This window comes from Methyloceanibacter stevinii (assembly GCF_001723355.1).
Taxonomy (GTDB): Bacteria; Pseudomonadota; Alphaproteobacteria; order Rhizobiales; family Methyloligellaceae; genus Methyloceanibacter; species Methyloceanibacter stevinii.
This window is the reverse complement of record NZ_LPWE01000012.1, coordinates 85,312-109,910: the sequence shown is the minus strand read 5'-3', so window position 1 is coordinate 109,910 and position 24,599 is coordinate 85,312. Positions and strand designations below refer to the sequence as shown.

The 24,599-nt window shown below is 64.5% G+C and carries 23 protein-coding genes and 2 pseudogenes; 17 read left to right on the top strand and 8 right to left on the bottom strand.

What is annotated here, in order from left to right:
• Window positions 1–41 precede the first annotated feature (41 nt).
• Window positions 42–736 (bottom strand): annotated as a pseudogene (locus tag AUC70_RS10040) (SDR family oxidoreductase).
• A gap of 221 nt (window positions 737–957) precedes the next feature.
• On the opposite strand from AUC70_RS10040, the gene AUC70_RS10035 reads away from it, so the two are divergent.
• From AUC70_RS10035 to AUC70_RS10010, 6 genes are all read left to right on the top strand, one after another.
• On the top strand, window positions 958–1,860 hold the full coding sequence (locus tag AUC70_RS10035; RefSeq protein WP_069444741.1) for an AraC family transcriptional regulator: 903 nt from the start codon (window positions 958–960) through the stop codon (window positions 1,858–1,860).
• A 125-nt stretch (window positions 1,861–1,985) separates the two neighbouring features.
• The gene (locus tag AUC70_RS10030) at window positions 1,986–2,852 is read left to right on the top strand and encodes a hypothetical protein (RefSeq protein ID WP_069444740.1); all 867 of its coding nucleotides are present in this window, start codon (window positions 1,986–1,988) and stop codon (window positions 2,850–2,852) included.
• A gap of 94 nt (window positions 2,853–2,946) precedes the next feature.
• Window positions 2,947–3,639 (top strand): 7-carboxy-7-deazaguanine synthase, encoded by a 693-nt coding sequence (gene queE / locus AUC70_RS10025; RefSeq protein ID WP_069444739.1) that lies wholly within the window; start codon window positions 2,947–2,949, stop codon window positions 3,637–3,639.
• Between the two features lie 69 nt (window positions 3,640–3,708).
• Window positions 3,709–4,089 carry a 6-pyruvoyl trahydropterin synthase family protein gene (locus AUC70_RS10020; protein WP_069444738.1) on the top strand — a complete coding sequence of 127 codons (381 nt, stop codon included), beginning with the start codon at window positions 3,709–3,711 and terminating at the stop codon, window positions 4,087–4,089.
• Window positions 4,090–4,140: 51 nt separating this feature from the next.
• Complete coding sequence (gene queF / locus AUC70_RS10015) at window positions 4,141–4,623, top strand: preQ(1) synthase (RefSeq protein ID WP_069445092.1); 483 nt, start codon at window positions 4,141–4,143, stop codon at window positions 4,621–4,623.
• A 22-nt stretch (window positions 4,624–4,645) separates the two neighbouring features.
• On the top strand, window positions 4,646–5,626 hold the full coding sequence (locus AUC70_RS10010) for a DUF1835 domain-containing protein (RefSeq protein WP_069444737.1): 981 nt from the start codon (window positions 4,646–4,648) through the stop codon (window positions 5,624–5,626).
• Window positions 5,627–5,668: 42 nt separating this feature from the next.
• Here the strand turns inward: AUC70_RS10010 and kdsA are convergent, their stop codons facing one another.
• Entirely contained in the window at window positions 5,669–6,520 is an 852-nt protein-coding gene (kdsA, locus tag AUC70_RS10005) for a 3-deoxy-8-phosphooctulonate synthase (RefSeq protein WP_069445091.1), read from the bottom strand.
• 143 nt (window positions 6,521–6,663) lie between these two features.
• On the opposite strand from kdsA, the gene AUC70_RS10000 reads away from it, so the two are divergent.
• The gene (locus AUC70_RS10000) at window positions 6,664–7,431 is read left to right on the top strand and encodes an MIP family channel protein (RefSeq protein WP_083241516.1); all 768 of its coding nucleotides are present in this window, start codon (window positions 6,664–6,666) and stop codon (window positions 7,429–7,431) included.
• Between the two features lie 23 nt (window positions 7,432–7,454).
• Here AUC70_RS10000 and AUC70_RS09995 read toward each other — a convergent pair whose 3' ends face one another.
• From AUC70_RS09995 to tpiA, 5 genes are all read right to left on the bottom strand, one after another.
• Complete coding sequence (locus tag AUC70_RS09995) at window positions 7,455–7,880, bottom strand: GFA family protein (protein ID WP_244505582.1); 426 nt, start codon at window positions 7,878–7,880, stop codon at window positions 7,455–7,457.
• A 14-nt stretch (window positions 7,881–7,894) separates the two neighbouring features.
• Window positions 7,895–9,523, bottom strand: a complete 1,629-nt coding sequence (locus AUC70_RS09990; RefSeq protein ID WP_069444736.1) for a CTP synthase — start codon at window positions 9,521–9,523, stop codon at window positions 7,895–7,897.
• Window positions 9,524–9,622: 99 nt separating this feature from the next.
• Window positions 9,623–9,997, bottom strand: a complete 375-nt coding sequence (gene secG, locus AUC70_RS09985) for a preprotein translocase subunit SecG (protein WP_069444735.1) — start codon at window positions 9,995–9,997, stop codon at window positions 9,623–9,625.
• 43 nt (window positions 9,998–10,040) lie between these two features.
• Window positions 10,041–10,610: a hypothetical protein gene (locus AUC70_RS09980; protein ID WP_141702067.1), complete on the bottom strand. Its 570-nt coding sequence runs from the start codon at window positions 10,608–10,610 to the stop codon at window positions 10,041–10,043.
• 120 nt (window positions 10,611–10,730) lie between these two features.
• Window positions 10,731–11,501, bottom strand: coding sequence for a triose-phosphate isomerase (gene tpiA, locus AUC70_RS09975; RefSeq protein WP_083241465.1), 771 nt, complete (start codon window positions 11,499–11,501; stop codon window positions 10,731–10,733).
• Window positions 11,502–11,670: 169 nt separating this feature from the next.
• On the opposite strand from tpiA, the gene AUC70_RS09970 reads away from it, so the two are divergent.
• From AUC70_RS09970 to lexA, 9 genes and pseudogenes are all read left to right on the top strand, one after another.
• Entirely contained in the window at window positions 11,671–13,515 is a 1,845-nt protein-coding gene (locus AUC70_RS09970) for a SurA N-terminal domain-containing protein (protein ID WP_083241464.1), read from the top strand.
• 105 nt (window positions 13,516–13,620) lie between these two features.
• Window positions 13,621–15,129: an anthranilate synthase component I gene (gene trpE, locus AUC70_RS09965; RefSeq protein ID WP_069444732.1), complete on the top strand. Its 1,509-nt coding sequence runs from the start codon at window positions 13,621–13,623 to the stop codon at window positions 15,127–15,129.
• A gap of 21 nt (window positions 15,130–15,150) precedes the next feature.
• The gene (locus AUC70_RS09960) at window positions 15,151–15,681 is read left to right on the top strand and encodes a SixA phosphatase family protein (protein WP_069444731.1); all 531 of its coding nucleotides are present in this window, start codon (window positions 15,151–15,153) and stop codon (window positions 15,679–15,681) included.
• Window positions 15,682–15,729: 48 nt separating this feature from the next.
• The gene (locus AUC70_RS09955) at window positions 15,730–16,350 is read left to right on the top strand and encodes an anthranilate synthase component II (RefSeq protein WP_069444730.1); all 621 of its coding nucleotides are present in this window, start codon (window positions 15,730–15,732) and stop codon (window positions 16,348–16,350) included.
• A gap of 52 nt (window positions 16,351–16,402) precedes the next feature.
• Entirely contained in the window at window positions 16,403–17,401 is a 999-nt protein-coding gene (gene trpD / locus AUC70_RS09950) for an anthranilate phosphoribosyltransferase (RefSeq protein ID WP_141702105.1), read from the top strand.
• Window positions 17,402–17,410: 9 nt separating this feature from the next.
• Window positions 17,411–18,229, top strand: coding sequence for an indole-3-glycerol phosphate synthase TrpC (trpC, locus tag AUC70_RS09945; RefSeq protein ID WP_069444728.1), 819 nt, complete (start codon window positions 17,411–17,413; stop codon window positions 18,227–18,229).
• An 8-nt stretch (window positions 18,230–18,237) separates the two neighbouring features.
• Window positions 18,238–18,717, top strand: coding sequence for a cyclic pyranopterin monophosphate synthase MoaC (gene moaC / locus AUC70_RS09940; RefSeq protein ID WP_069444727.1), 480 nt, complete (start codon window positions 18,238–18,240; stop codon window positions 18,715–18,717).
• A 3-nt stretch (window positions 18,718–18,720) separates the two neighbouring features.
• The gene (locus AUC70_RS09935; RefSeq protein ID WP_069444726.1) at window positions 18,721–19,920 is read left to right on the top strand and encodes a molybdopterin molybdotransferase MoeA; all 1,200 of its coding nucleotides are present in this window, start codon (window positions 18,721–18,723) and stop codon (window positions 19,918–19,920) included.
• Between the two features lie 205 nt (window positions 19,921–20,125).
• Window positions 20,126–20,827: pseudogene (gene lexA, locus AUC70_RS09930) on the top strand (transcriptional repressor LexA).
• On the opposite strand, the gene AUC70_RS09925 reads toward lexA, so the two are convergent.
• A complete protein-coding gene (locus AUC70_RS09925; protein ID WP_083241463.1) occupies window positions 20,821–23,049 on the bottom strand; it encodes a ComEC/Rec2 family competence protein in 2,229 nt (742 codons plus the stop codon). The pseudogene lexA and the gene AUC70_RS09925 overlap by 7 nt on opposite strands.
• Window positions 23,050–23,085: 36 nt before the next feature.
• Here AUC70_RS09925 and gltX point away from each other — a divergent pair, with 36 nt between their 5' ends.
• A complete protein-coding gene (gene gltX, locus AUC70_RS09920; protein ID WP_425283594.1) occupies window positions 23,086–24,591 on the top strand; it encodes a glutamate--tRNA ligase in 1,506 nt (501 codons plus the stop codon).
• Window positions 24,592–24,599 lie beyond the last annotated feature (8 nt).

The following is a 24,599-nucleotide window of genomic DNA, read 5'->3' as shown; positions in this document are numbered from 1 at the left end:
CGGTTAGAGCGGCTGCGCCGTGGGGCGAACGACGATCTCATTCACGTCGATGTTGTGAGGCTGCTCAATGGCGAAGCCGATGGCATCGGCGATGGCTTGAGCCGGGATCGCAAGCGCACGGAGCTGATCCACCATCGTCTTCGTCTCGCCATGGGTGATGGTGTCCGCCAACTCGGATTCGTCGCCCCGGGTGAGATCACGGTGACGCGGATATCTGCGTTCTCCGCGCGCAACCCTTCGGAAATGGCGTTCACGGCGAACTTCGTCCCGCAATAGACAGCGCCCGACGGGAACACCTTGTGTCCGGCGACGGACGAGACGTTGATGAATTGTCCGTGGCCTGGCGCTTCATGATCGGCAGTCCCGCGGCGATGCCGTAGAGCACGCCCTTGATATTGACATCGACCATCCGGTCCCATTCGTCGACTTTGAGCGCCTCGAGGGGCGACAGGGGCATCAGCCCGGCGTTATTGACGACGACATCCACCTTGCCGAACGTCTTGTCGGCGAATTGCACGAACTCGTCGACGCTCTCACGGCTGGTCACGTCGAGGGGGCGGTATTCCGCCGTGCCGCCCTCGGCGCGGATCTCTTCGACGATCTTCTCGAGCTTGTCGGTGCGGCGTGCGCCGAGCACGACGCGGGCGCCCTTCTTGGCCAAATGTCTGGCCGCGGATTCGCCGATCCCGCTGCTTGCACCGGTGATGGCGACGACCTTTCCTTCGATGTTCGACATGGTCTCAGGTTCCTTTCCTCTTGCGGCGGGAGAGCCCCGCCTCGACTGAGGCAAAACGTGGTGTCCGGACCCCGATCTGCGGTAGACCAAAGCTCTCGCAGTATTGCCTAATCCTCCAAGTTTCGGCTCTTCTGGCTGCGGCATTGTTGCGCGCGCCCTACTCCCGGCGCATCAATGGGCGTAGATTTTCACTGTCATAAAGGTCTTCCCAGACGATATTCATGAGCACGAACCAGTCCGAACTCGCCAGCCTGATTGACCGATCCGCCAAGACGGACGGTGTCCACGCGACCGCCGTGCCCCGGCTGTCCGTGATCCGGAGCTCGCGCCCGACGCTACCCTTGCATGCGGTCTACGAGCCTGCGGTCTGCATCATTGCCCAGGGAAGCAAGCACGCCATTCTGGGCGACGCCGTCTATGTCTACGACCAGGACAAGTACCTCGTGATTTCGGTCGGCGTCCCCGTGGTCGGCCAGGTCACTGAGGCGTCCGAAGCAAAGCCCTATCTATGCGTCAAGTTCGATCTGGACGTGGCGACTCTCGGGATGCTGCTGCTCGATACGCGTCCGGAGCCGGACAGCGGCGAGCCGGCCCCGGCGCTTGGCCTCAGCAAGGTCACACCCGAGTTGACGGACGCAGTGATCCGTCTGATGCGCCTACTCGATACGCCTCAAGACATTCCCGTCTTGGCGCCGCTGTTCGAACGCGAGTTGCTGTTCCGTTTGCTGCAAGGCGATCAGGCGGCGAAGCTTCGCGAGATCGCGCTGGGCGACAGCCGCCTGCAGCAGGTCGGCCGCGCCATTGACTACATCAAGCGCAACTACCGCGAGCCGTTCCGGGTCGAGGATCTGGCCGACGTAGCGCGGATGAGCGCGTCGGCGCTCCACAGCCACTTCAAGGCGGTGACCGCCATGAGCCCGCTGCAATACCAGAAGCAGATGCGGCTTCAGGAGGCGCGGCGGCTGATGCTCCAAGGCCTGTGCGATGCCGCGGCTGCAAGCCATAACGTCGGCTATGCCAGCCCATCGCAGTTCAGCCGCGAGTACCGCCGCCTGTTCGGTCTGCCGCCGCAACGCGATATCGCCCGCCTGAAAGACGTTCCAGGCGGGTTCGTCGCCGCCTGACTCCGCCCGGCGAACCTGCGGCGGGAAGCTGGCTGGTCCCCTCGTCTATGGGAATCCTATGCTATAGGTTGGGGACTGCGCACCGTCCTGGTGCGTGAGAATTTCTAGGTAATTAGAGGAAAAATATGAACCAGCCCAAACGCCCGAAATGGGTGAGCGCGCTTGGCCTGTTCTTGGCGGGTGCGTTTATTGTGGGGGCGGCTCTCGTGACCAGCGAGCCGTTCAAGGACAACATGGCCTTTGCGGCCGTGGCTGAGCAGGTCGAACGCTCCGAAGCCCAGGCTCCGTCCAATGGCGCCGGTGACGACGTGCCTCCGAGCGCAGCGGGAACCGATTCCAGTGCAACCGTGACCGACACGTCCATGCGCGTTGCCCAGGCCGACACTGGCGATGCCGACGGCGAAGCCGCATCAGAACCGGCAGAACAACCTCCAACGGATCCGGTTGCCACGGAGGAAGCCGAAGCTCAGGAAGCCGCCGAGTCGGAACTTGCGGCCGAGGAAGCAGAGGACAAGTGCTGCAAGAAGGGCGACAAGACGCCCCCCTTCGAGCTGATCGCCAAGACGCCGCCGGGCGAACTGCATAACCCCTACGACTGGCAAGAGCTGAAGGAAGAGCACAAGGACAATCCGGATTATCTCGTTAAGCAGTTCCGCCTGCCGGGCTGCAACGAGTGCCACGGCGGTGGCGGTGGCGGCGGTTTCTGCCCTGCCCTTAGCCAAGGCGTTTGGTTTTGGGGCAACACCGACGACGTGCTGTTCCGTCTGATCGCGCTCGGATCCGCGGAGCTGCAGAAGCAAGGATTCACGCGCTACCAGTACGGAACCGTGAAAGCGCCGATGCCGGAAATGGGACACGTCATCAAGACGTCCGACCACCTCTGGCAGATCATCGCCTTCATCCGGTCGATCAATCCTCCGGGCACCAACCCGCCCGAGAAGGTCATCCCGGGCAAGTACACGCCGCCCGTCGAAGAGAGGCAGGCCGAGTAGGCTTCTAGCGCCTCTAGGACGCAGCATCGCCCAGGCATTTGCGCTCACCAAGCCTTTGGCAAGCAGCGCAAGGATAGTGCCTGGGCGATTTTCAATGGCGAGTTGGACATGGGGCTTGTCTCAAGGGCGTTTTGCGCCCACTTACCCGCTCATGTATGCGGTCAAGGAAATCTACTACACGCTGCAGGGCGAAGGGGCGCAGGCCGGCCGTCCGGCCGTTTTCTGCCGTTTTGCGGGCTGTAACCTGTGGTCGGGGCGGGAGAAAGACCGCGCGGACGCCATTTGTCGTTTCTGCGATACGGAATTCGTCGGAACCGACGGGCCCGGCGGCGGACGGTTCGAAACGGCGGAAGACGTTGTCCAAGCGTGCCGGGCAGCCTGGAAGGGCAACTCGGGCGCCGCCGAATTTGTGGTTCTCACGGGCGGTGAGCCGATGCTGCAGGTCGACGAGGCCTTGATCGACGCCTTCCACCAAGCCGGTTTCGAGACCGCCATCGAGACGAACGGCACCCTTCCCGTCCTCGACGAGATCGATTGGATCTGCGTCAGTCCGAAGGCAGGGGCTCCGATCCGACAGCGCTCCGGCGATGAGTTGAAGCTCGTCTATCCGCAGCCGGATATGGAGCCTGAGGACGTGCTCGGCCTCTCCTTCACGCACTTCCTGCTGCAACCGCTCGACGACCGGTCGGGCGGGACGACGAATTTGGAAGCGGCGCTGGACTACTGTCTGCGACACCCGCAGTGGCGTTTGAGCCTGCAAACCCATAAAATCCTGGGATTGCCTTAGGGCGGCGCGCGTTGACGCTGTGGCGTACAGCCTCTGGTCGGCCACGCAAAAATCCCCTAAACAGCGCGAATGCGAATTTACAAGGAATTTTTCTTCGAGGCGGCGCATTTCCTGCCGTCGGCCCCACCCGGGCATCCGAATGCGCGGGTGCATGGGCATTCGTTCCGTGCGCGCATCACCGTGGACGGCCAGCCCGACGAGGACACGGGCATCATCATCCATTTCGGTGAGCTGGAAGCAGCGGTCCAGGACGCGAAGGATGCGCTCGACCACCGCATGCTGAACGACATCGAGGGCTTGTCGGCCCCGACCTTGGAGCGGATCGCCATGTGGCTCTGGGACCGGCTTCATAACCGGCTGCCGGGTCTCGTGGAGGTCGTCGTGGCGCGCGACTCCTGCCACGAGGGCTGTGTCTATCACGGGCCGCCCATGCGGCTTGCGGCCGAGTAGCGGATGGCCAAGCGCCCCTCGAAAAGAACGGCAAAGAGCCCGGCCAACAAGATGGCCGAGGCGGCGAAGAAGGCATCCGTCAAGAACCAAGGCCTGCGGCAGCTCGGCAAGACCGCGCCGCTGCCAGCCTCACCCGACGATGCCATTCTGGAGCGGGTTCCGAACCCCCATCCGGACACGGCCTATGTGGCGCGGTTCACCGCACCGGAATTTACGTGCCTGTGTCCCGTCACCGGTCAGCCGGATTTTGCCCATTTCGTCCTGGACTATACGCCCGGTGCCTGGCTGGTCGAATCCAAATCGTTCAAGCTCTATCTCGGCAGCTTCCGGAACACGGCGGCCTTCCACGAAGACACGACGCTTACGATCGGCAAGGCCATTGCCGATCTGCTCGAGCCGTCTTGGCTGCGGATCGGCGGCTACTGGTTCCCGCGCGGCGGCATCCCCATCGACGTTTTTTGGCAATGCGGGAGCCCGCCCGAAGGGATTTGGATTCCCGACCAGGGCGTCGCACCCTATCGCGGTCGCGGCTAGTCGCGGCAAAGGTTCTGAAAACATGGTCGATCTCATCATCACCAACGGCGATTCCGCGGGCGAACTCTTGCGGCGGACTTTGCAAGGTACGGAGGTTCTTCCGTGGCGCGACGTGCTGCACGAAGGCCCGGTGCCGCTCACGGAAACGCGGGAAGAGTTGGGCGCGGCGCGGGTCGCGTTCTTGGCGGAAGCCGGCGCCGCGGACCCGGGCGTTCTCGAAAACGACTTTGAGGCGCGCTATCGGGGCCTGAGCATAAGCGCGAATTTCGATAGGGTTATCCTATGGTTCGAGCACGATCTTTACGATCAGCTCCAACTTCTGCAGGTGCTCGATTGGTTCGCCGATCATCCGCGCGAGCCCGAAACGCTCCTGATGGTGCAAACCGATGAGTACATCGCGCGCCAAGAGCCGGAAGCGATTGTCGACGAGGCCGCGCTGGCGCGGCCCGTAACGGATGCGCAGCTCGATCTGGCGGTCAGGGCCTGGGCGGCTTTCCGCCAGCCCACGCCGGAAGCCTGGGCGCATCTCCTGAGAGAGGATATCTCGGCCTTGCCGTTTCTCCGGGGCGCTGTCGTCCGCATGCTGGAAGAGCTTCCTGGTCCCGATGGCGTGACGCGGACGGAGCGGCTGGTCCTTGCCTGTTTGAACGCCGGGTCCGGCCTCACCGCGGTCGCCCTATTCGGCGCCGTGCAGAAGATGGAAGACGCCGAGTTCATGGGCGACTGGAGCTTCTGGCGCGTGCTCGACGGGCTCGCGCTTGGTCCCGCGCCGTTGATTGCAGGGCTGGACGGTGCGTCGTTCCAGGTCGAGGACAAGGCGCGCATGGAAGCCTATGTGAAGAGCCAGCCTGCCCTCACCACTCTCGGTAAGGACGTGGTCGAAGGCCGGGCCGACTGGGCCGAGCGTCACCCGATTGACCGTTGGTGGGGCGGCACGCATCTCACCAATGCGAGACTTTGGCGCTGGGACCCGGAAACTGAACACCTCATCGCGCCGCTCTAGGCGATTGGCAGGTCGCGTTCGCTGCCTAGCCGCGCGTGCTCCTTAGCCTTGCGCCTTGGCCAGGCGATCGAAGGCCAAGAGGTCTTTCAGCAAACGTTCGAGGTCGCGCAGGGGCACCATGTTGGGACCGTCCGACGGCGCTGCGTCGGGGTCCTGATGGGTCTCTATGAAAACACCGGCAACGCCGACGGCCACCGCCGCACGCGCCAAAACAGGGACGAAGCGCCGCTCGCCGCCGCTGGTGCCGCCCTGCCCGCCCGGCTGCTGCACCGAATGGGTCGCATCGAAAATGACCGGCGCACCGGTCTCCGCCAGGATCGGCAGCGCCCGCATGTCGGAGACGAGCGTGTTGTAGCCGAACGATACGCCGCGCTCGGTCACGAGGACGTTCGGGTTGCCGGCGCCGACGACCTTCGTCACCACATGGCGCATATCCCACGGTGCCAGGAACTGCCCCTTCTTGACGTTGACGACCTTGCCGGTCTTGGCGGCGGCGATCAGAAGGTCCGTTTGGCGGCAGAGGAACGCGGGGATCTGAAGCACATCCACGGCTTCGGCCGCGGCGGCGCATTGGTCCGGCTCATGGACGTCAGTGACCACGGGTAGCCCCGTCGCCTCGCGGATTTCGGCGAAGATGGGAAGCGCCTCTTCCAGGCCAAGCCCCCGGGCGCTGGACAGGCTCGTCCGGTTGGCCTTGTCGAAAGAGGACTTGTAGACGAGCCCGATCCCGACCCGGCCTGCGATTTCCTTCAGGGCTGCGGCGGTTTCGAGCGCATGTTCGCGGCTCTCGAGCGCACAGGGACCGGCCATGATGGCGAGCGGCAACGCGTTGCCGAAGGTGACGGATCCGGCGGAGACCGTGGCCGCCGGCGCGGGCTTCATTGCTTCATTCATGGGGCTCTTCATGGGCCGTGCGCGGGCATGCGTCAACTGTGGGGAACTCGACCGGTGGCGTGATCTGACTAGGCAGCCGTGCGGCGAACATGCAGTGCTTTCGCCGCCGGGTTTCCCGGACATCTCATCGAGGAGGAATGGGTATGAATAAGGCGATCGCCGAATTCATCGGGACGTTTGCACTGGTTCTTTTCGGCTGCGGTACGGCCGTGATCGCCGGCATGGGCGAAGGCGCGACGTCCGTCGATATCCTAGGCATCGCCATGGCGTTCGGCCTTGCCATCGTGGCCATGGCGTACGGCATCGGCCAAGTGTCCGGCTGTCATATCAACCCGGCCGTCAGCCTCGGCGTTCTCGTGGCGGGGCGGATGACCGTGTCGGATTTCATCACCTATGTGATCGCTCAGGTGCTGGGCGCCATCGTGGGTGCCGCCGTGCTCTATGTCATCCTTTCGGGCAAGGCCTCCGGCTGGACGGGCAGTCTCGGCCAGAATGGCTGGGGTCCGGGCTATCTCGGCGAGTACAGCCTCGCCTCGGCATTTGTCTACGAAGTCGTCGGAACGTTCCTGTTTCTCGTCTGCATTCTCGGCGTGACCCAAAAAGGCGCTCCCGTAGGGCTCGCTGGGCTGGCGATCGGGTTCACGCTGGTTGCGCTCCATCTGCTCGGCATCAACATCACCGGAACCTCGGTGAACCCGGCCCGTTCGTTCGGTCCGGCGCTGGTTGGCGCGGCATCGAATCCGCTGGCTCTGGCCCAAGTGTGGTTGTTCATCGTCGCGCCGCTGTTCGGCGCGGGACTGGCCGGGCTCCTGTTTAGGCCGGGCGGCGTACTGTCGGGCGACGATGAGATTCCGATCAGGGGCGAAGGCGATTCCGACGTCGCTCCGGGTGCATCTGCGCCAACGAAATAGAGCGGATACTACGCGGCGCCTGCCTATTCCGGCTCGCGCCGCGTCCACTTCTGCCGGCTCTCGGGGAACTGGCTCACACAGGTCGGAAAGGCCGGTAGCCAGGGCTCGCGGCGCTTCGTCCAAAGTTCGTATGTGGGCGTGAAAGCCCCGATCTCGTCGAACGAGCCGGGGTGCACGTAGAACTCGTCCTCGCGGAAATAGGTCGAGTAGATGGGCGCGCCGCAGTTGCGGCAGGAAAAGCGCCGGACCTTCTCGGTGCTCGCGAAGGCGATCACCTCTCCCGACACGGTAACCGCCTCGGGTGGAAACACGGCGTAGAAGTTGAACGGCGCGCCATGGGCCTTGCGGCATGTCATGCAGTGACACACGCCGACCCGGTACGGCTCGCCTCTTGTCTCCACCTGAACCTGGCCGCAGGCGCAGGATCCTTTCAGACGCTTTTCCGCCACGCGATCCTCCGTGGTTACACCAATCGGCTCTGCTCGACGGCCGCCGCAATGAACGACTTGAAGAGCGGATGAGGATCGAACGGCCGCGATTTCAGTTCGGGGTGGAACTGAACGCCGACGAACCAGGGATGGTCGGGGATCTCCACGATCTCGGGCAAGAGGCCGTCAGGCGACAGGCCCGAGAAACGTAAGCCTGCGTTCTCGAGTTGCTCGCGATAGCGCATATTCACTTCGTAGCGGTGCCGGTGGCGTTCGGAGATCTCCGTCGTTCCGTAAATGCTGGCGACCTTGCTGTCGGGCGCGAGCGTGGCGTCGAAGGCGCCGAGCCGCATCGTGCCGCCGAGATCGCCATTTTGTTCGCGGCGCTCCAACTCGTCGCCCTTCATCCACTCCGTCATAAGGCCGATCAGCGCTTCGTCGGTCGGGCCGAACTCGGTCGAGCTTGCGGCCTCGATCCCCGCCAGATCGCGCGCGACTTCAAGCACGGCCATCTGCATGCCGAAACAGATTCCGAAATACGGAAACTTCCGCTGCCGCGCGTAGCGTGCCGCCAGGATCTTGCCTTCGGCGCCGCGTTCGCCGAATCCGCCCGGCACGAGAATGCCGTTGACGTTCTCCAGATAGGCAGCGGTGTCCTGACTCTCGAAGATCTCCGACTCGATCCATTCGAGATTGACTTTGACCTTGTTGGCGATGCCGCCATGGGTCAGCGCCTCGCTGAGGGACTTATACGCGTCCTTCAGCCCGGTATATTTGCCGACGATTGCGATCGTCACCTCGCCATCGGGCTCGGCGATGGTCGAGGAGATATCAGTCCACAGGGACAGGTTCGGCGCCGGTGCATCGGCGATGCCGAAGGCAGCCAGGAGTTCGCTGTCCAAACCTTCGTAGTGATAGGCCAGCGGCACGTCGTAGATGCTCGACACGTCCAGGGCCTGGACCACGGCTTCGGGGCGGACGTTACAGAACAGCGCAATTTTGCGCCGCTCTTCCGGCGGTAAGGGTCGGTCGGCGCGGCACAAGAGGATGTCCGGCTGAATACCGATCGAGCGCAGTTCCTTCACCGAGTGCTGCGTGGGCTTGGTCTTGAGTTCTCCGGCGCTCGGAATGTATGGCAGCAGCGTCAGGTGGACGAAAGGCGCTCGTTCCGCGCGCAACTCGTTGCCGAGCTGCCGAATGGCTTCGAAGAACGGCAGGCCCTCGATGTCGCCCACCGTGCCGCCGATCTCGCAGAGGACGAAATCTACGTCTTCGTTGCCGGTGACGATGAAGTTCTTGATGGCGTCGGTGACGTGCGGAATGACCTGGACGGTGGCGCCCAGGTAATCGCCCCGGCGCTCCTTGGCGATGATCTCCTGGTAGATCCGGCCCGTGGTGATGTTGTCGGCCTGCCGCGCGGGCCTGCCGGTGAAGCGCTCGTAATGGCCGAGATCCAGGTCCGTCTCCGCACCGTCATCGGTGACGAAGACTTCGCCGTGCTGATAGGGGCTCATGGTCCCTGGATCGACGTTCAAATAGGGGTCGAGCTTACAAAGGCGCACGCGATAGCCGCGCGCCTGTAAAAGCGCTCCTAGCGCTGCCGAAGCGAGCCCCTTGCCGAGTGAGGAAACCACGCCGCCGGTAATGAAGACGTACCGCGCCATGGGCCTCGACCCTACACCGAGTCTTCGCTCATGCGCAGCCTAAACCTGGCGTGAGTGACGTCATGGCGCAGAATTTCCTGTGAGAAACTTGGGACGCAATCAGTTCGACTGCGGAACTTGCGGTCCGGACGGCGCAGCCGGTGCCGCGGGCGTAGCCGGTTCGCTCTGACCGGGGATCGCAAGCGGGGTCAGCCCGCCTTCGCCGCCACTGGTCGGCACGATCGACGGACCGGAGGCCGTATTGTGGCTCGCCAGAATCGACAGGGTCAGGCTGGTGGCGAAAAAGCAGGCCGCCAAAATGGCCGTGGCCCGCGTGAGAGCATCGCCGGCACCGCGGCCGGTCATGAATCCGGCGCCACCGCCGCCACCGCCGCCGCCAATACCCAGCGCGCCGCCCTCGGAGCGTTGCAGCAGGATGACGCCCACGAGGGCCATCGCGATCATCACATGGATCAGAAGAAGTACGGTGCTCATAGTGTCGCCTTGTTATTCGAAGGCGCTGTCTTATCCGAATCCGCTAGGGCTTGGCTAGCCCCTGCCGTATGGCGGCCTCGTCTTTTGCCAGGGCCTCCCCGGCGGCGTTCACCCCGCCCGCGGCGCTGGCGAGGCCGCTATTGCCGGGGTCCTCGTCCTTGGAGGCTTCATCCAAGCCGTTGTCGATGTCGCCTTCCCCCTCGCCTTCTTCGCTAAGGACAGACGCGATGGCGTCGGCCGCCTCTCTCGAGGGGTTGCGCAGCGGCATGAGCGATGTGGCGTCGACACCGGCCACGACGAAGGTCGGAACGGCGGGTTTGCGGTCGGGCAGCGGCGGCGGCATCGGTTTCGGAATCCGGACGCCGTCCGTGCGGCAGCGGAAAGCGAGCTTTTCCTCGACCAACAGGTATTCGCGGACCTGCTCGATCTTTTCCTGGTCGTGAAGGTTGTCCTTGACCCAATCAGGTCCCTTTGTCAGGGCGGACTGGACCGTCGGGGTTAGGAGCGATTTCTGCTGGGTTTTGAGTGCCTCGCACTCTTCGGGTTCCAGCATCTCGGCGTGCGCGGTGCCGTAGGGCGCAACGAAGCCGGCAACGAACAGTATGACTGCCATTGGATGCAGCTTCGTCATCGGCTTCCCAAGCAAATCTTGGCCCCCTGCCGTCTTCACCTTGGCAGAATGCAGAACCCTAGCGGATTTGCAAGCGCCGACCCAAGCTTTTCCGGGGACTGATCAGCCCTGAATTTCCGCGTAAACGGCGAGAATCTCGTAAAAATCGTCAGCCTTCAGGCTGGCCCCGCCAACCAGGGCGCCGTTCACATCCGGCACGAACAACAGCTCGGCGGCGTTGGCGGGTTTCACGGAGCCGCCATACAAGATCCGCATGGCGCCCGCTTCCGAATCGCCCAGCAGTTGACCCAGAACGGAGCGAATGAGGCCATGGACCTGGGCCACCTCGGGCGGCGTGGGCGTGAGCCCGGTGCCGATCGCCCAGACGGGCTCATAGGCCACGACGGTATTCGCGGCGCGCGCGCCCTCCGGCACCGAGCCTTCGAGCTGGCTGCGCAGGATGTCGAGGGTCTTCCCGTCCCGGTATTGGGCTTCGGTCTCACCGATGCAAATGATCGCGGTCAGCCCGGCCCGGTATGCGGCAAGGGCCTTGGCGTGCACCAACGCGTCCGTTTCGCCGTGATCGATCCGGCGTTCGGAGTGGCCCACGATCACGGCCGTGGCCCCCGCATCGGCCAGCATTTCTGCGGAAATATCGCCTGTGTGGGCGCCGGAGGGCAGCGGATGGCAGTCTTGCGCCCCGAGCAGGATAGAGGAGCCCTCCAGCACATCCCGGGCTCGGGCGAGAAGGGTCGCCGGCGGGCACATCATGGCGTCGGCCTGCGGAACGGGCGCGGCGTCGAGACGTTTCCGGAGCGCCGAAAGCTCGGACAACGAACCGCTCAGCCCGTTCATCTTCCAATTGCCGGCGACAAGCGGCCTGATTGCAGTCACTCTTCCCCCCAACTCGCGCAGTTGCCTTATCGAAATAGCGCGATTTTCCTTTGCTCGTGCGTGTTGCCGCACCCGCGCTGTCTACCTATGATGCGCGCCGCGCCAAGCGGCCATACCATCGGACGCGGATGCGCATTTGGCAATTCATGTATAAGAAGGTTTTCGAGGCGTGGCACTCGCTACATTGCGCAAAGGCGCAGCACGAACGTTTGGTTTGATTCTCGTCGCCCTGTTGGTGGTGAGCTTCGCCATTTGGGGTATCGCAGATATCTTCACTGGCTACGGCCAGCAGACCTTGATCGAGGTCGGCGATACCGAGATCTCACCCCAGGACTATCAGCGCGCCCAGCAGGACGTCTTGCGCACTATGAGCCAAGACGCGGGCCGTGCCCTCAGTCTGCAAGAGGCGCGCGCGGCGGGTCTCGATCAGCGCGTGCTGGAACGGCTGGTGGGCGGCGCCGCTGTCGACACGCATGCGAGCCATCTCGGTCTCAGCATCAGCGACGAGGCACTGCTCGAGCAGATCATGAAGGATCCATCCTTCCAGGATGGAGCGGGCAATTTCAGCCCCCTCGCCTTTCAGTCCGCCTTGCGCAATATCGGTATGAGCGAAGGCGCCTATCTGCAGACGCTGCGCGAGCAGACGCTGCGGCGTCAGTTGCTGGTGACGGTCGGTGAAGTCGCGAGCAGCCCCAAGGCCGTCATCGATGCCTTGAACCGCTTCAATGAAGAGCGCCGCATTCTGAAATATGTGCTCGTCCCGAAGTCCGCGGCCGAAGCCCCCGGCGACCCGACCGAAGAGGACTTGAAAGCGTACTACGACAATCACAAGCAGACCTTCACCCAGCCGGAATACCGGAAGGTCGGTCTCATCGCGGTGACGCCGGATACCGTGAGGGACGAGCTGAACATCACCGAGGCGGACATCAAGGCACGTACGAGTCCAAGAAGGACACGCTCGGTCAGGCCGAGACACGGCATGTGCAGCAGATTGCTCCTGCCGAGTGCGGAAGAGGCTGAGAAGGTCGCCGCCAAGATCGAGGCCGGAACCGATTTCGTCGAGGCCGCGAAGGAATTGGGCCTCAGCGAATCCGACATCGACCTCGGAACCGTGGCGAAAAAGGACCTCGCCGATTCCGTCGTCGCGGAGGAAGCCTTCAAGCTCGAGAAGGATGAAGTCAGCAAGCCTGTCACCGGTAAGCTCGGCGGTGTGGTGCTGCTCCGGGTGACCGAAATCACCCCGGGCAAGATTCCGACTTTCGAAGAGGCCAAGGCCAACATCGAGAACGACCTCGTCAAGGAGCGCGCCTCCGGGGCGATCTTCGACATGCATGACAAGGTCGAGGACGAACTTGCCTCCGGCGCGACACTCGAAGAGACGGCGGGCAAGCTCAAGCTCGACTATGTGGTCGTAGACCAGGTCGATCGGACGGGTCCAACTGACGGCACGCAGCTCGAAGCGCCGGCGCAGAAGGAGCTCTTGAACGGAGTCTTCGCGACCGATGCCGGAATCGAAAACGATCCGATCGATGCTCGTGACGAAGGCGTGGTGTGGTACGAGGTCTTGGGGATTACGCCCGAGACGCTGCAGCCCTTCGACGAGGTCCGCAGCGAGGTCGAAAAGGGCTGGCGTGGGGAGGCCACGCGAAATCAGGTCAAGACCTACACGGACAAGCTGATCAGTGAGCTGAATAGCGGTTCGAAGACCCTCGAAGGTGTCGCCTCGGATCTCGGTCAGGAAGTGCTGCCGACGTCGGCGCTGAAGCGCGACGACATCACGGTCAATGTGCTTCCCCCTGCGGTGCAGCAGGCCTTCACGCTGCCGAAGGGTGGCTACGGCTCGGCTGCATCGGGCGCGACGAAGGCCGCATCGTGTTCCAGGTGGAAGATATCGTCGAGCCGCCCGAGGTCGACCCCCGCGCACTCAAGCAGTTGGGCGCGCGGATCGGGCTGCTCTATAGCGAGGACATCATCGCGGAATATTTCAGCGAGCTCGAGCAGACCTACGGCGTGAAGATCAACCGCCAGGCTCTGGCGCGGTTGACGGGTACCGGCGAGGCGCCATGAGTTCGGCGCCAGCTTCGGTGAGCCCGCCCTGCCCGATCTCGGTTCGGCTCCAATGGAGCCGGACTTCACGGCATTCGCGCGTCTCTACGAAGACGGTGTCCCGCAAGTGGTGTGGACGCGGCTTGTCGCCGATCTGGAAACGCCCGTCTCGGCCATGCTCAAGATCGCCGATGAGCGTCCGAACAGCTTCCTCTTCGAATCTGTCGAGGGCGGATCCAATCGCGGCCGCTATTCGATCATCGGCTGCGAGCCGGATCTGATCTGGCGGGCGCAAGGCAACAAGGCCGAAGTCAATCGGAGTCCGCAATCGGACCCGGACGCGTTCGCACCCGTTCAACAGCCGGCGCTCGAGAGCCTTCGCTCTCTCCTGACCGAGTCCAAGATCGCCCTGCCCGACGCGCTGCCGCCCATGGCGGCCGGCATCTTCGGCTTCATGGGCTACAACACGGTGCGGCTAATCGAGAACCTGCCCGATGGCCCGGCGGACGACCTCGGCCTGCCTGACAGCATCCTCGTGCGCCCCACGTTGATTGCAATCTTCGACAGCGTGAAGGACGAGCTGTGCGTCGTCACGCCGGTCCGGCCGGCGCCGGGCGTCAGCGCGAAGGCCGCCTATGCGCGTGCCGGAGAGCGCTTGAACGTCATTTTGGAGCGGCTGGATCAGCCTCTGCCCCACAAGCCCGAGCTTGCCGACGACATGCCTCATCCTGCGCCGCGCGCCATGACGCCGCCGGATGCCTATATGGCGAAGGTCGCGCGGGCGAAGGAGTACATCTCCGCGGGCGATATCTTCCAGGTCGTCCTCAGCCAACGCTTTGAGGCGCCGTTCGAGCTGCCGCCTTTTTCGCTGTATCGCGCGCTGCGGCGGGTCAATCCGTCACCGTATCTGTATTACCTGAACTTCGGCGGTTTCGCCGTGGTCGGATCGAGCCCCGAGATTTTGGTTCGTGTGCGGAAGGGAGACGTCACCATTCGCCCCATCGCCGGCACACGGCCGCGGGGCAGCACGCCGGAGGAGGATCAGGCATTCGCGAAAGACCTGCTCGCCGATGCCAAGGAGTGCGCGGAACACCTCATGCTGCTTGACCTCGGGCGCAACGACGTCGGTCGCGTCGCAGAAGTCGGCAGCGTCGAGGTGACCGACAGCTTCTTCCTGGAGTACTACAGCCAGGTCATGCACATCGTCTCGAACGTCGCTGGGAAGCTGTCGCCGAAATACGACTCCGTCGATGCGCTGATGGCGGGCTTTCCCGCCGGCACCGTGTCCGGCGCACCGAAGGTCCGGGCCATGGAGATCATCGATGAACTGGAGGAGACCGCGCGGGGCATCTACGCGGGCTGCGTCGGCTATTTCTCCGCCGACGGTGAAATGGATAGCTGCATCGTGTTGCGGACGTCCGTCGTGAAAGACGGTGTCATGTATGTGCAGGCCGGCGCTGGTATCGTGGCAGACTCCGTTCCGGAGAACGAGCAGACCGAATGCCTCAACAAGGCCGGGGCCCTGTTCAAGGCCGCGGACGAGGCCGTCCGATTCGCCGCCCGGGTCAAGCGCGGCCAATAGGAAGCCCAGGAGGTTTCGCCCATGCTCACCCTCACCCTCCTGCGCCATGCGAAATCGAGCTGGAAGAACCCGGCGCTCCCCGACCGGGAACGGCCGCTGAATACGCGCGGCATGGGGGATGCGCCGGCCATGGGGCGGGCAATGTCCGAACGCGGGATCGATCCGGAGCTGGTCCTCTGTTCGTCGGCGCAGCGCACGGTCGACACGCTCGCGCTCGTGCTGCCTGAACTCAAGATCGAGCCCGAGGTGGTCTACGACGATGCGCTGTATCATGCGAGTCCGGACCAAATGCTCGGCATGCTGCGCGACCTTCAGCCCGGCGCGCGAAGCGTCTTGCTGATCGGACACAACCCCGAAATTCAGGCCCTGGCTCTCGGGCTGATCGGGGCTGGGCCGAAGGAACTGCGGGACCGCTTGGCCGAGAAATATCCCACGGCGGGGCTGGCGGTGATCAACTTCACGGCCGGTTTATGGTCGAGCGTCGACGCGGGAAGCGGCAGCCTGTCCCTGTTCCTCGCCCCTCGCGACATCCGGGGAGATGCCGCGTCCTAACAGCTTGCCGGTCTTGACGGCACATTGGCGCAAGGCATAACTGGACCCATGCTGACACTGATCGATAACTACGACAGCTTTACCTACAACCTCGTTCATTTCCTTGGGGAATTGGGTGCGGAAACCAAGGTCTACCGGAATGACAAGGTGACCGTCGACGAGGTCCTCGCGGAGGGCCCGGAGGCGATCGTGCTGTCGCCCGGCCCGTGCGACCCGGACCGCGCCGGCATTTGCCTCGAGCTGATCAGCCGTGCCGGGCCCGACGTGCCGATCCTCGGCGTGTGCCTCGGCCACCAGGCCATCGGTCAGGTCTATGGCGGCAAGGTCGTCCGTGCGCCCTATCTGATGCACGGGAAACTCTCGAAGGTGCACCACACGGGTAAAGGCATCTTCGCCGGGCTGCCGCAGGACTTCTCCGCCACCCGCTATCATTCGCTCGTCGTCGACCGGGACACGCTGCCGGACGAGCTGGAAGTGACGGCCGAAACGCCGGACGGCATCATCATGGGGATGCAGCACAAAAGCTACCCCGTGCATGGCGTTCAGTTCCATCCCGAGAGCATAGCGTCCGAGTACGGGCATCAACTGCTCGCTAATTTTCTGGACCTCGCCCGTGTGGAGCGGAACAGCCGCGGTCTCCCGGAGAAAGATACGGCCGGTGTCCTCTAATCCCCCGCCCGCCCCGCAAGCGGAGTCCGAAGTCGTACGGGAGGCGCTCAAGATCATCGCCCACGGCGAGACGCTGTCGCAGAAGGCGTCCGCGATGACGTTCGAGGCCATCATGTCGGGCCAAGGCACAGACGCTCAGATCGGGGCGCTGTTGATGGGCCTGCATGTACGCGGCGAAACCGTCGCTGAAATCGCAGGCGCTGCCGGCGTGCTTCGCGACAAGGTCTTGCCGGTCAAAGCGCCCGCAGACGCGATCGACACCTGCGGCACGGGCGGCGATGCCAAGGGAACGCACAACATCTCGACCTGCGCCGCGTTCGTCGTGGCCGGCGCCGGCGTGCCCGTGGCCAAACACGGCAACAAGTCGATTTCCTCGCGCTCGGGTTCGGCCGACGTGCTCGCAGCGCTCGGCGTCAACGTGGACTGCCCACCCGAGACCATCGAGGCTTGCATCGCCGAGTGCGGATTGGGGTTCATGTACGCCCCGGCCCATCACGCTGCCATGCGCCATGTGGCCAAGGTGCGCCGCGAGCTCGGTGTGCGGACGATCTTCAATCTGCTCGGACCTTTGGCCAATCCGGCGGCGACCAAATATCAGGTCGTGGGCGTGTTCGATGCCAAATATGTGGAGCCGATCGCCCGCGTTCTCGGGCGCCTCGGCGTCGAGCGCGCCTGGGTGGTGCACGGGCTGGACGGTCTCGACGAGGTGACCACCACAAACATCACCGAGGTGGCCCTCCTCGACCAGGGCCAAGTCTCCACATTCCGGATTTCGCCGCGCAATGCCGGCCTGCCGGACGCCAAGCCCGAGGATTTGATCGGGGGCGATGCGGAAGAGAACGCGGCGCATATCCGGTCCGTGCTCCAGGCAACCAGGGGCCGAATCCGAGACATCGTCCTCATGAATGCCGCCGCGGCGCTGCTGGTCGCCGGGAAAGCCAACACGCTGCGCGACGGGGTCGCGCTGGCGGCGGAGTCCATCGACAGCGGCAAGGCCTTCAAGGTTTTGGAGGGGCTTGTGGAACGCACCAATGCTAAGGTGGACGGATAGGAATATCCCATGGCGACCGTCCTCGACAAAATTCTGACCTACAAGCGCGAAGAGGTTGCGGATGCTAAGAAAACGCACTCCGAAGCCGACCTGAGAGCGCAGCTCGATCCGGCCGATAAGCCCCGGGGCTTCGCTGGCGCCCTGAAGGCGAAGATCGCGGCCGGGGACTTCGGCCTCATCGCGGAAATCAAGAAAGCCAGCCCGTCCAAGGGCCTGATCCGGGCCTATTTCGACCCACCGACCCTTTCGGTCGCCTACGAGGCCGGCGGCGCGGCGTGTCTGTCCGTGCTGACGGACGGTCCCTCGTTCCAGGGCAACCCGGAATATCTGACCATGGCCCGCGCGGCGTGCTCGCTGCCCGCTCTGCGCAAGGACTTCATGGTCGATCCGTACCAAGTGCTCGAAGCGCGCGTTCTCGGGGCGGACTGCATCCTGATCATCATGGCGGCGCTGGACGACGCCTTGGCTCGCGACCTCGAGGACGCGGCGCAGGATCTCGGCATGGATGTGCTCGCGGAAGTGCACGACGAGGCGGAGCTCGAACGCGCGTTGAAGCTCAAGACCGAGCTGATCGGCATCAACAACCGTGATCTCAAAACCTTCGACACGACGCTCGAGACCACCGAACGTCTCGCCCCACGCGTGACCGGAGACCGCATCGTCGTCTCGGAGAGCGGCATCTTCCATCATGAGGACCTGGCGCGGCTCGCCCGCGCCGAAGTGCGGGCGTTCCTGGTGGGCGAGAGCTTGATGCGGAAGGTGGACGTGGCCGCCGCAACCCGCGCGCTCCTGACGGGCGAGGAAGCCAGCGCCGAGGCCGCGCAATGAGCAGCCCCATGAAGAGCCCGCTGTCGCATCTCAATGCGCGCGGCGAGGCCCATATGGTCGATGTCTCGGAGAAGGCCGTTACCTCACGCAGCGCCACTGCCGAAGGCTTCGTGACCATGGCGCCGGCGACGCTCGACATGATTCTGGACGGGACGGCGCCCAAGGGCGACGTGCTGGCGACCGCGCGGATCGCCGGCATTATGGGCGCCAAGAAGACCTCCGAACTCATTCCTCTGTGCCACCCGCTGGCGCTGTCGAAAGTCACGGTCGATTTCGAGCCGGACCGCGACAACGCCTGTCTGCGCGTCGAGGCGACGGCGAAGGTCGACGGCAAAACCGGCGTCGAGATGGAGGCGTTGACGGCGGTCACGGTCGCCTGCCTCACGCTCTACGACATGTGCAAGGCCGTGGATCGGGCCATGGGCTTCACGGGCATCCGCCTTATCGAGAAGACGGGCGGCCGGTCGGGCACGTTTCGCGCGCGGTAAGCGATGGCCCTTTCTTCCGTCGAGGATGCGCTTGAAGCGGCCCTCCGGGGCATGACGCCGCTTGGTGTCGAGCGCGTTCCGGTGGCGCAAGGCGCAGGCCGCGTGCTGGCCGAGGATTTGAGCGCGACGCTCACCCAACCCCCTTTCGATTCCTCGGCCATGGACGGCTATGCGGTTCGCGCCGCCGACGTGCGCGCCCTCCCCGCGACGCTCGCCCTCGTTGGCACGTCCGCAGCCGGTGCGCGCTTCGACGGCATCCTCGAGCCTGGCCAAGCCGTTCGGATCTTTACGGGCGCGCCGGTGCCCGACGGGGCCGATACGGTGGTGATCCAGGAAGACACCGAGACGCTGGGAAACAGCGTCCTGATCAAGGAGGCCGAGGCCGGGCGGCACATCCGCCCGCGCGGTCAGGATTTCATGGACGGCGACGTGCTGTTGACCGAGGGAACGCGGCTCGGCGCGCGCGCGATCATGCTGGCCGCGTCGATGAATCATGCGGAGCTGCCGGTCCGCAAGAAGCCGCGTGTGGCGATCCTTTCGACCGGCGACGAGATCGTGCCGCCGGGGAGCACGCCCGGTCCCGACGAGATCGTGGCGTCCGTCAGCTACGGCATCGCTGCCCTTGTCGATGCGTTGGGCGGTGAGCCTGTGGATCTGGGGATTGCACCCGACGAGGCGCAGGCGCTTGCCGACGCGATCGCGAGGGGCGCCGACGCCGATGTCCTCGTCACGATCGGCGGAGCCTCTGTCGGTGACCGCGATCTGGTTTCCGGTGCCCTCGCCGATGCTGGCCTCGAGCTCGACTTTGCCAAAGTGGCCATGCGTCCGGGAAAACCGGTGTTCGCAGGACGGCTCGGCTCCGCACGGGTGCTCGGTCTTCCGGGGAACCCTGTCTCGGCACTGGTCTGCGGCTTGGTTTTCCTGCGGCCGATGCTGCGTGCGCTTCTCGGCGAAAGCCGTAAGGATCTCCTGCAAGAGGCCGTTCTGGCCGCTCCGCTTGCCAAGGGCGGTCCCCGGCAGGCCTATCATCGGGCCGTTTCCGCCTTTACCGGCGACGGCACCCGCACCGTTCGCCCCTTGCCCTCGCAAGATTCGTCCCTGATGGGAGCACTGGTGCGTGCGGACTGCCTCATCGTGCAGCCGCCCTCCTCCCCGCCAGTCCCTGAGGGCGGAAAGGTCTCCGTCCTGCCCTTCCCGGACTAGTTAACCGCCCGGCAACCCGAATCAAACGAACAAAAGGCGTCCAAAAGCGCCGTTCGGGCCAACACCTGCCGGGTACCGCTTGCGGAACACAAATAGAACATCTATACTGTTCACGATTTGTACGATACGGGCGAGGCCATATCCAAGAGTGGCCGAAGCTAGTTTTGGTTGGTGCTCGGTTCGAGCCGCTCAAATAGGGGGCCAGATGCTCACAGCGAAGCAAAAAGAGCTTCTCATGTTCATTCATGAGCGGTTGAAAGAGTCAGGCGTTCCGCCTTCGTTCGATGAGATGAAGGAAGCTTTGGATCTTCGGTCCAAATCGGGCATTCATCGACTCATCACGGCGCTGGAAGAGCGCGGCTTCGTGCGCCGCCTACCCCACCGGCACGCGCCATGGAAATCATCAAGCTTCCCGAATCGGTGCCGCAGAGCGTTGCCGTGCGCGGACGCGGCTTTTCGCCAAGCGTGAGAAGGCAGTCTCGGGCGCGCGTCGACTCCGGTGGCGGGGGCAGCCTCCGACGGACAGACCGTCGTGCTGCCGATCATGGGCCGCATCGCGGCCGGTGTGCCGGCCGAGGCCATTCAGACCAAGCTGGATACGATCGAAGTGCCGCCGGAGCTTCTGGCCAAGGGCGAGCATTACGCGCTCGAGGTGAAGGGCGACTCGATGATCGATGCCGGCATTCTGGAGGGCGATACGATCCTGATCCGCAAGTGCGACGATGCCAACAATGGCGACATCGTCGTCGCTCTCGTGGACGAAGAGGAAGCAACGCTGAAGCGTCTGCGCCGGCGGGGCGATTCCATCGCGCTGGAAGCGGCCAATCCCGCTTATGAGACCCGCATCTTCGGGCCGGACCGTGTGCGGGTTCAAGGGCGGCTCGTGGGCCTTATTCGCCGCTACTGAGTTCCCTGCCCTTCGGGATCGGTCTGCGGTTCCGAGGCTTCGCGCTGATCGGTGGCAGGAGCTACCGCGTGCCCTGACCAGGGGCGTCTTCCGCGGTGCTCAGCAACGGTCTCCGTCCGAATGGACAATCCTTCGATGTAGAGCGCGTGCGCGCCTTGGGTCGACAGCGCCGCCCTGTCGACAATGATGCGTGGGGCTTTGCAGGCCCTACCGAGCTTGAACGGCGCCACCACGATATCGGCCTTGCGGCAGTCCTCGGCGATGGCACCTGTTTCGCGTATTAGCGCAACCGTCTTTCCTTTGACCGTGCCCACACAGCCGAGCGGATCGCAGCGAAACGGCGTGGTTCGCGGCAGGCCCTTCGGGTCGGTGTCGTCGCCATCGGCCAGGAGCCATTTCTCGACGCTGTAGCTTGCCGCGGTTGCCGACGGGAAGATCAACCCGTCCGCGCCGCGGATGGCGGCCGTCTTCCCGTCGCGCTCGATCAGCACATCGGGACGGTTGCCGGGCGGTGCCAATGCGAGTCCCAGTGCGGCGATGACGAGGCCGAGCGCCCGCAGCCGCGTCCGCCATAGACATAGCCACAGACCGCCCAACGCGATGAGCGCGAGCGACCAGCCCGACAGATCCGGCAGGACCGTGACGGCGCCGGGCCAGGAGGCCACCCACGCCGCCGCCCCCACCATGAGTTCGATTCCATATCCCATGACCTTTAGGCGGCCAGGCTCGAGGCCAAACGGCATGGCGATCAAGGACAGGAGTGCCATCGGCATGATCAGTAGGCTGATAAGCGGCGCGACGAGCATGTTCGCCGCGATGCCGAAATGGGTCATGCGGTGAAAGTGATAGACCGCGAAGGGTGCCACGGCCGTGCCCGCGATCAGGGTCGTCAGGCCCGCCCCCAGCACGAGCGCGCCGGTCCAGCGCAGGCGGCGCCACAGGGCGCTGGTCTCGGCCGCGGACACGCGGTCACGGGCCGATAGAGCCTCGTATACCGCCACCAGACCGATGACAGCCGCGAAGGACATCTGGAAGCTCGGGTCGAACAGGGATTCGGGCGCGAATGCGAGAATGGCAAGCGCAGCGATAGCGACATTGCGCATGGTGATCGCGGGGCGGTCGAGCATGATCGCGATCATGACGACGCCCATCATCAAATATGCGCGGACAGTTGGGACGGCCGCTCCGGACAGAACCAGGTAGAACGTGGCGGCCAGGAGCGCGGCGGCTGCCGCCCATTTCTTGATGGGGTACCGCAGGGCAAGCGCCGGCACGCTAGCGAGCAACGCCCGCACGAGCCAGAAGACGCTGCCGGCCATGATCACCATGTGAAGGCCGGAGATGGCGAGGACATGCGCGAGGCCTGCGTCCCGCATGGCTTCGGTCACGCGCCTCGGGATGCCGCCCCGCTCCCCGGTGATCAGGGCCACGGCGATCGCGCCGTCCTCGCCGGGCAGCGCGGCCCGCACACGCGCGCCGACGGCGTTTCGAAGCCGGTCTATCCGGGCCCAGAGGCGCACGCCCGTCGGCGGTGGCGGGGCACCGTCGAGTTGGCTGACCCGGCCCGTGGCATAGCGATGCCGCCGAGCTTGCTGGAACCACGCCCGCCGTCCAAAATCGAAGTCGCCGGGGGCGACCGGTTCCGGTGGCGGGTTCAGCGTCGCGCGCAAGGAAACCGCCTCGCCCGGGAAGACTGTCGTGTTCTTGCCGGAGATGCTCACGCGAACGCGTTTCGGAGTCTCCGCAGGGATCAGCGAGCCGATCGAGAGCACGCGCAACGTCAGCCTATCGCGGGCATCGCTGCGCCTTTCGAACGCCTCCACGTATCCTTCGACGGACACGTGCCGCAGTTCGTCCTGGAGAACCGGCGCGCGGACCAGCTCCGTTCGTAGTTTGGCGGTTCCGAAACCCAGAGAGAGCGCCAGAAGCGCGACGGCCAAGGCAAGCCCAGTGTGCGAGCCTCGGACGAACAGGAAGATGCCCAGCGCGCCGAGAATGAATGCGATTGCCAAGCGTGCTTGCGGCTCCGTGGGTAAGGCAAAGTAGAGAGCTATCCCGCCTGCGAAGATGACGGGCAGCCATAGGATCCAGCGATCGGTCTCGGCCTCCAGTGCGTCAGCGAGGGCTCGCGCAAGGCGTGCGAGCAGTCCTTGCGGGCGCCGCTGTGCGCCCGGCGGCCATGCGTCGCCGTCTCCACCCTCGCTGTAACTGGTCTCCGGCATGGCCCCCCAGCCTGCCCTTACCCGCGTGCTTCCCTTATGCTACACCCTCGCGCGGACGCTTTCCTTCTTCATCTCAACCACTTTTTCCGGGTCAAGACCTCACCGATGACCGAGACCGTTATCACGCGATTTGCGCCGTCTCCGACGGGTTACCTGCATATTGGCGGCGCGCGTACCGCCCTGTTCAATTGGCTCTTCGCCAAAGCGCATGGCGGCAAGATGCTGCTTCGGATCGAGGACACGGATCGGGCCCGATCCACGGACGCCGCCATTGAGGCCATTCTGGACGGGCTGCGCTGGCTGGAGCTCGATTGGGACGGCGAGCCCGTCTACCAGTCTTCGCGCGCGGAGCGTCACCGTGAGGCCGCCGAGCAACTCCTGGCCGAGGGCAAGGCCTATCGCTGCTATGCGACGCCTGAGGAGCTGCAGGCCATGCGCGAGAAGGCGCGCGCCGAGGGCGGATCACCGGGCTACGACGGGACGTGGCGCGACAAGGACCCGGCCCTGGCACCGGAAGGTGTCGCACCGGCGATCCGGTTCAAGGCGCCGCGCGACGGCGAGACCGTCATCGAGGACCGAGTTCAGGGCCGCGTGACCTTCGCCAACAAGGATCTGGACGACTTCGTGCTCCTGCGCAGCGACGGCACCCCGACCTATATGCTGTCGGTGGTGGTCGACGACCACGACATGGGCATTACCCACGTTGTCCGGGGAGACGATCACCTCACCAATGCGGCACGCCAGACGCAGCTCTTCGAGGCGCTCGGCTGGGAGACACCGATCTATGCCCATGTGCCGCTCATTCACGGGCCGGACGGGGCGAAGCTGTCGAAGCGACACGGCGCGCTCGGTGTCGAGGCCTATCGCGAGATGGGCTACCTGCCCGTCGCCTTGCGGAACTACCTGGTGCGGCTCGGCTGGAGCCATGGCGACGCGGAGGTCATCTCCACCGACGAGATGATCTCGTGGTTCAATCTCGAGGCCATTGGGCGGTCGCCGGCGCGATTCGACTTCACCAAGCTCGAAAGCCTCAACGGGTACTACCTGAGGGACATGCCGGATGCGGAGATCGTGAGTCATTTGAAGACCCTCGTGCCGCATCTTGCGGACGGGGACGAGCTGCTTACACGCATCGGCGACGACGGTTGGGGCAAGCTCGAGCGCGCGATGCCGGGCTTGAAGGAACGGGCCAAGACCCTGATCGAGCTCTTGGACAGCGCGGACTATCTCTTCGCCAAGCGTCCTCTCGTGCCCGACGACAAGGCGGCCAAGCTCCTCGATGGCGGCGGCCGCGAGACCTTGGCCGAGCTGCTGCCGGATCTCGAGGCTGTCGAGCCCTGGTCCGCGGCGGGAATCGAGGCCAGTGTCCGCGCCTTTGCCGAGCGGACCGACCGGAAGCTTGGTAAGGTTGCGCAGCCGCTTCGCGCGGCCCTGACCGGCCGGTCGACCTCGCCCGGCATCTTCGATGTGCTTGAGGTTCTCGGGCGCGACGAGGCTTTGGCGCGAATTGCAGACCAAACGCAAGCCGTCCAAAGTGCGTAATATTTATG

Bases quoted from the DNA above. Each gene is read 5' to 3' on its own strand.
- AUC70_RS09935 (WP_069444726.1), top strand. From the start codon at position 18,721: ATGGCCCTTTCTTCCGTCGAGGATGCGCTTGAAGCGGCCCTCCGGGGC.
- AUC70_RS10030 (WP_069444740.1), top strand. From the start codon at position 1,986: ATGAACCAGCCCAAACGCCCGAAATGGGTGAGCGCGCTTGGCCTGTTC.
- trpC (WP_069444728.1), top strand. From the start codon at position 17,411: ATGGCGACCGTCCTCGACAAAATTCTGACCTACAAGCGCGAAGAGGTT.
- AUC70_RS09980 (WP_141702067.1), bottom strand. From the start codon at position 10,610: ATGGCAGTCATACTGTTCGTTGCCGGCTTCGTTGCGCCCTACGGCACC.
- AUC70_RS09925 (WP_083241463.1), bottom strand. From the start codon at position 23,049: ATGCCGGAGACCAGTTACAGCGAGGGTGGAGACGGCGACGCATGGCCG.
- AUC70_RS10035 (WP_069444741.1), top strand. From the start codon at position 958: ATGAGCACGAACCAGTCCGAACTCGCCAGCCTGATTGACCGATCCGCC.
- queE (WP_069444739.1), top strand. From the start codon at position 2,947: ATGGCGAGTTGGACATGGGGCTTGTCTCAAGGGCGTTTTGCGCCCACT.
- AUC70_RS10000 (WP_083241516.1), top strand. From the start codon at position 6,664: ATGAATAAGGCGATCGCCGAATTCATCGGGACGTTTGCACTGGTTCTT.
- trpE (WP_069444732.1), top strand. From the start codon at position 13,621: ATGGAGCCGGACTTCACGGCATTCGCGCGTCTCTACGAAGACGGTGTC.
- AUC70_RS09955 (WP_069444730.1), top strand. From the start codon at position 15,730: ATGCTGACACTGATCGATAACTACGACAGCTTTACCTACAACCTCGTT.
- AUC70_RS09960 (WP_069444731.1), top strand. From the start codon at position 15,151: ATGCTCACCCTCACCCTCCTGCGCCATGCGAAATCGAGCTGGAAGAAC.
- secG (WP_069444735.1), bottom strand. From the start codon at position 9,997: ATGAGCACCGTACTTCTTCTGATCCATGTGATGATCGCGATGGCCCTC.
- gltX (WP_425283594.1), top strand. From the start codon at position 23,086: ATGCTACACCCTCGCGCGGACGCTTTCCTTCTTCATCTCAACCACTTT.
- AUC70_RS09990 (WP_069444736.1), bottom strand. From the start codon at position 9,523: ATGGCGCGGTACGTCTTCATTACCGGCGGCGTGGTTTCCTCACTCGGC.
- AUC70_RS10020 (WP_069444738.1), top strand. From the start codon at position 3,709: ATGCGAATTTACAAGGAATTTTTCTTCGAGGCGGCGCATTTCCTGCCG.
- moaC (WP_069444727.1), top strand. From the start codon at position 18,238: ATGAAGAGCCCGCTGTCGCATCTCAATGCGCGCGGCGAGGCCCATATG.
- AUC70_RS10010 (WP_069444737.1), top strand. From the start codon at position 4,646: ATGGTCGATCTCATCATCACCAACGGCGATTCCGCGGGCGAACTCTTG.
- queF (WP_069445092.1), top strand. From the start codon at position 4,141: ATGGCCGAGGCGGCGAAGAAGGCATCCGTCAAGAACCAAGGCCTGCGG.
- kdsA (WP_069445091.1), bottom strand. From the start codon at position 6,520: ATGAATGAAGCAATGAAGCCCGCGCCGGCGGCCACGGTCTCCGCCGGA.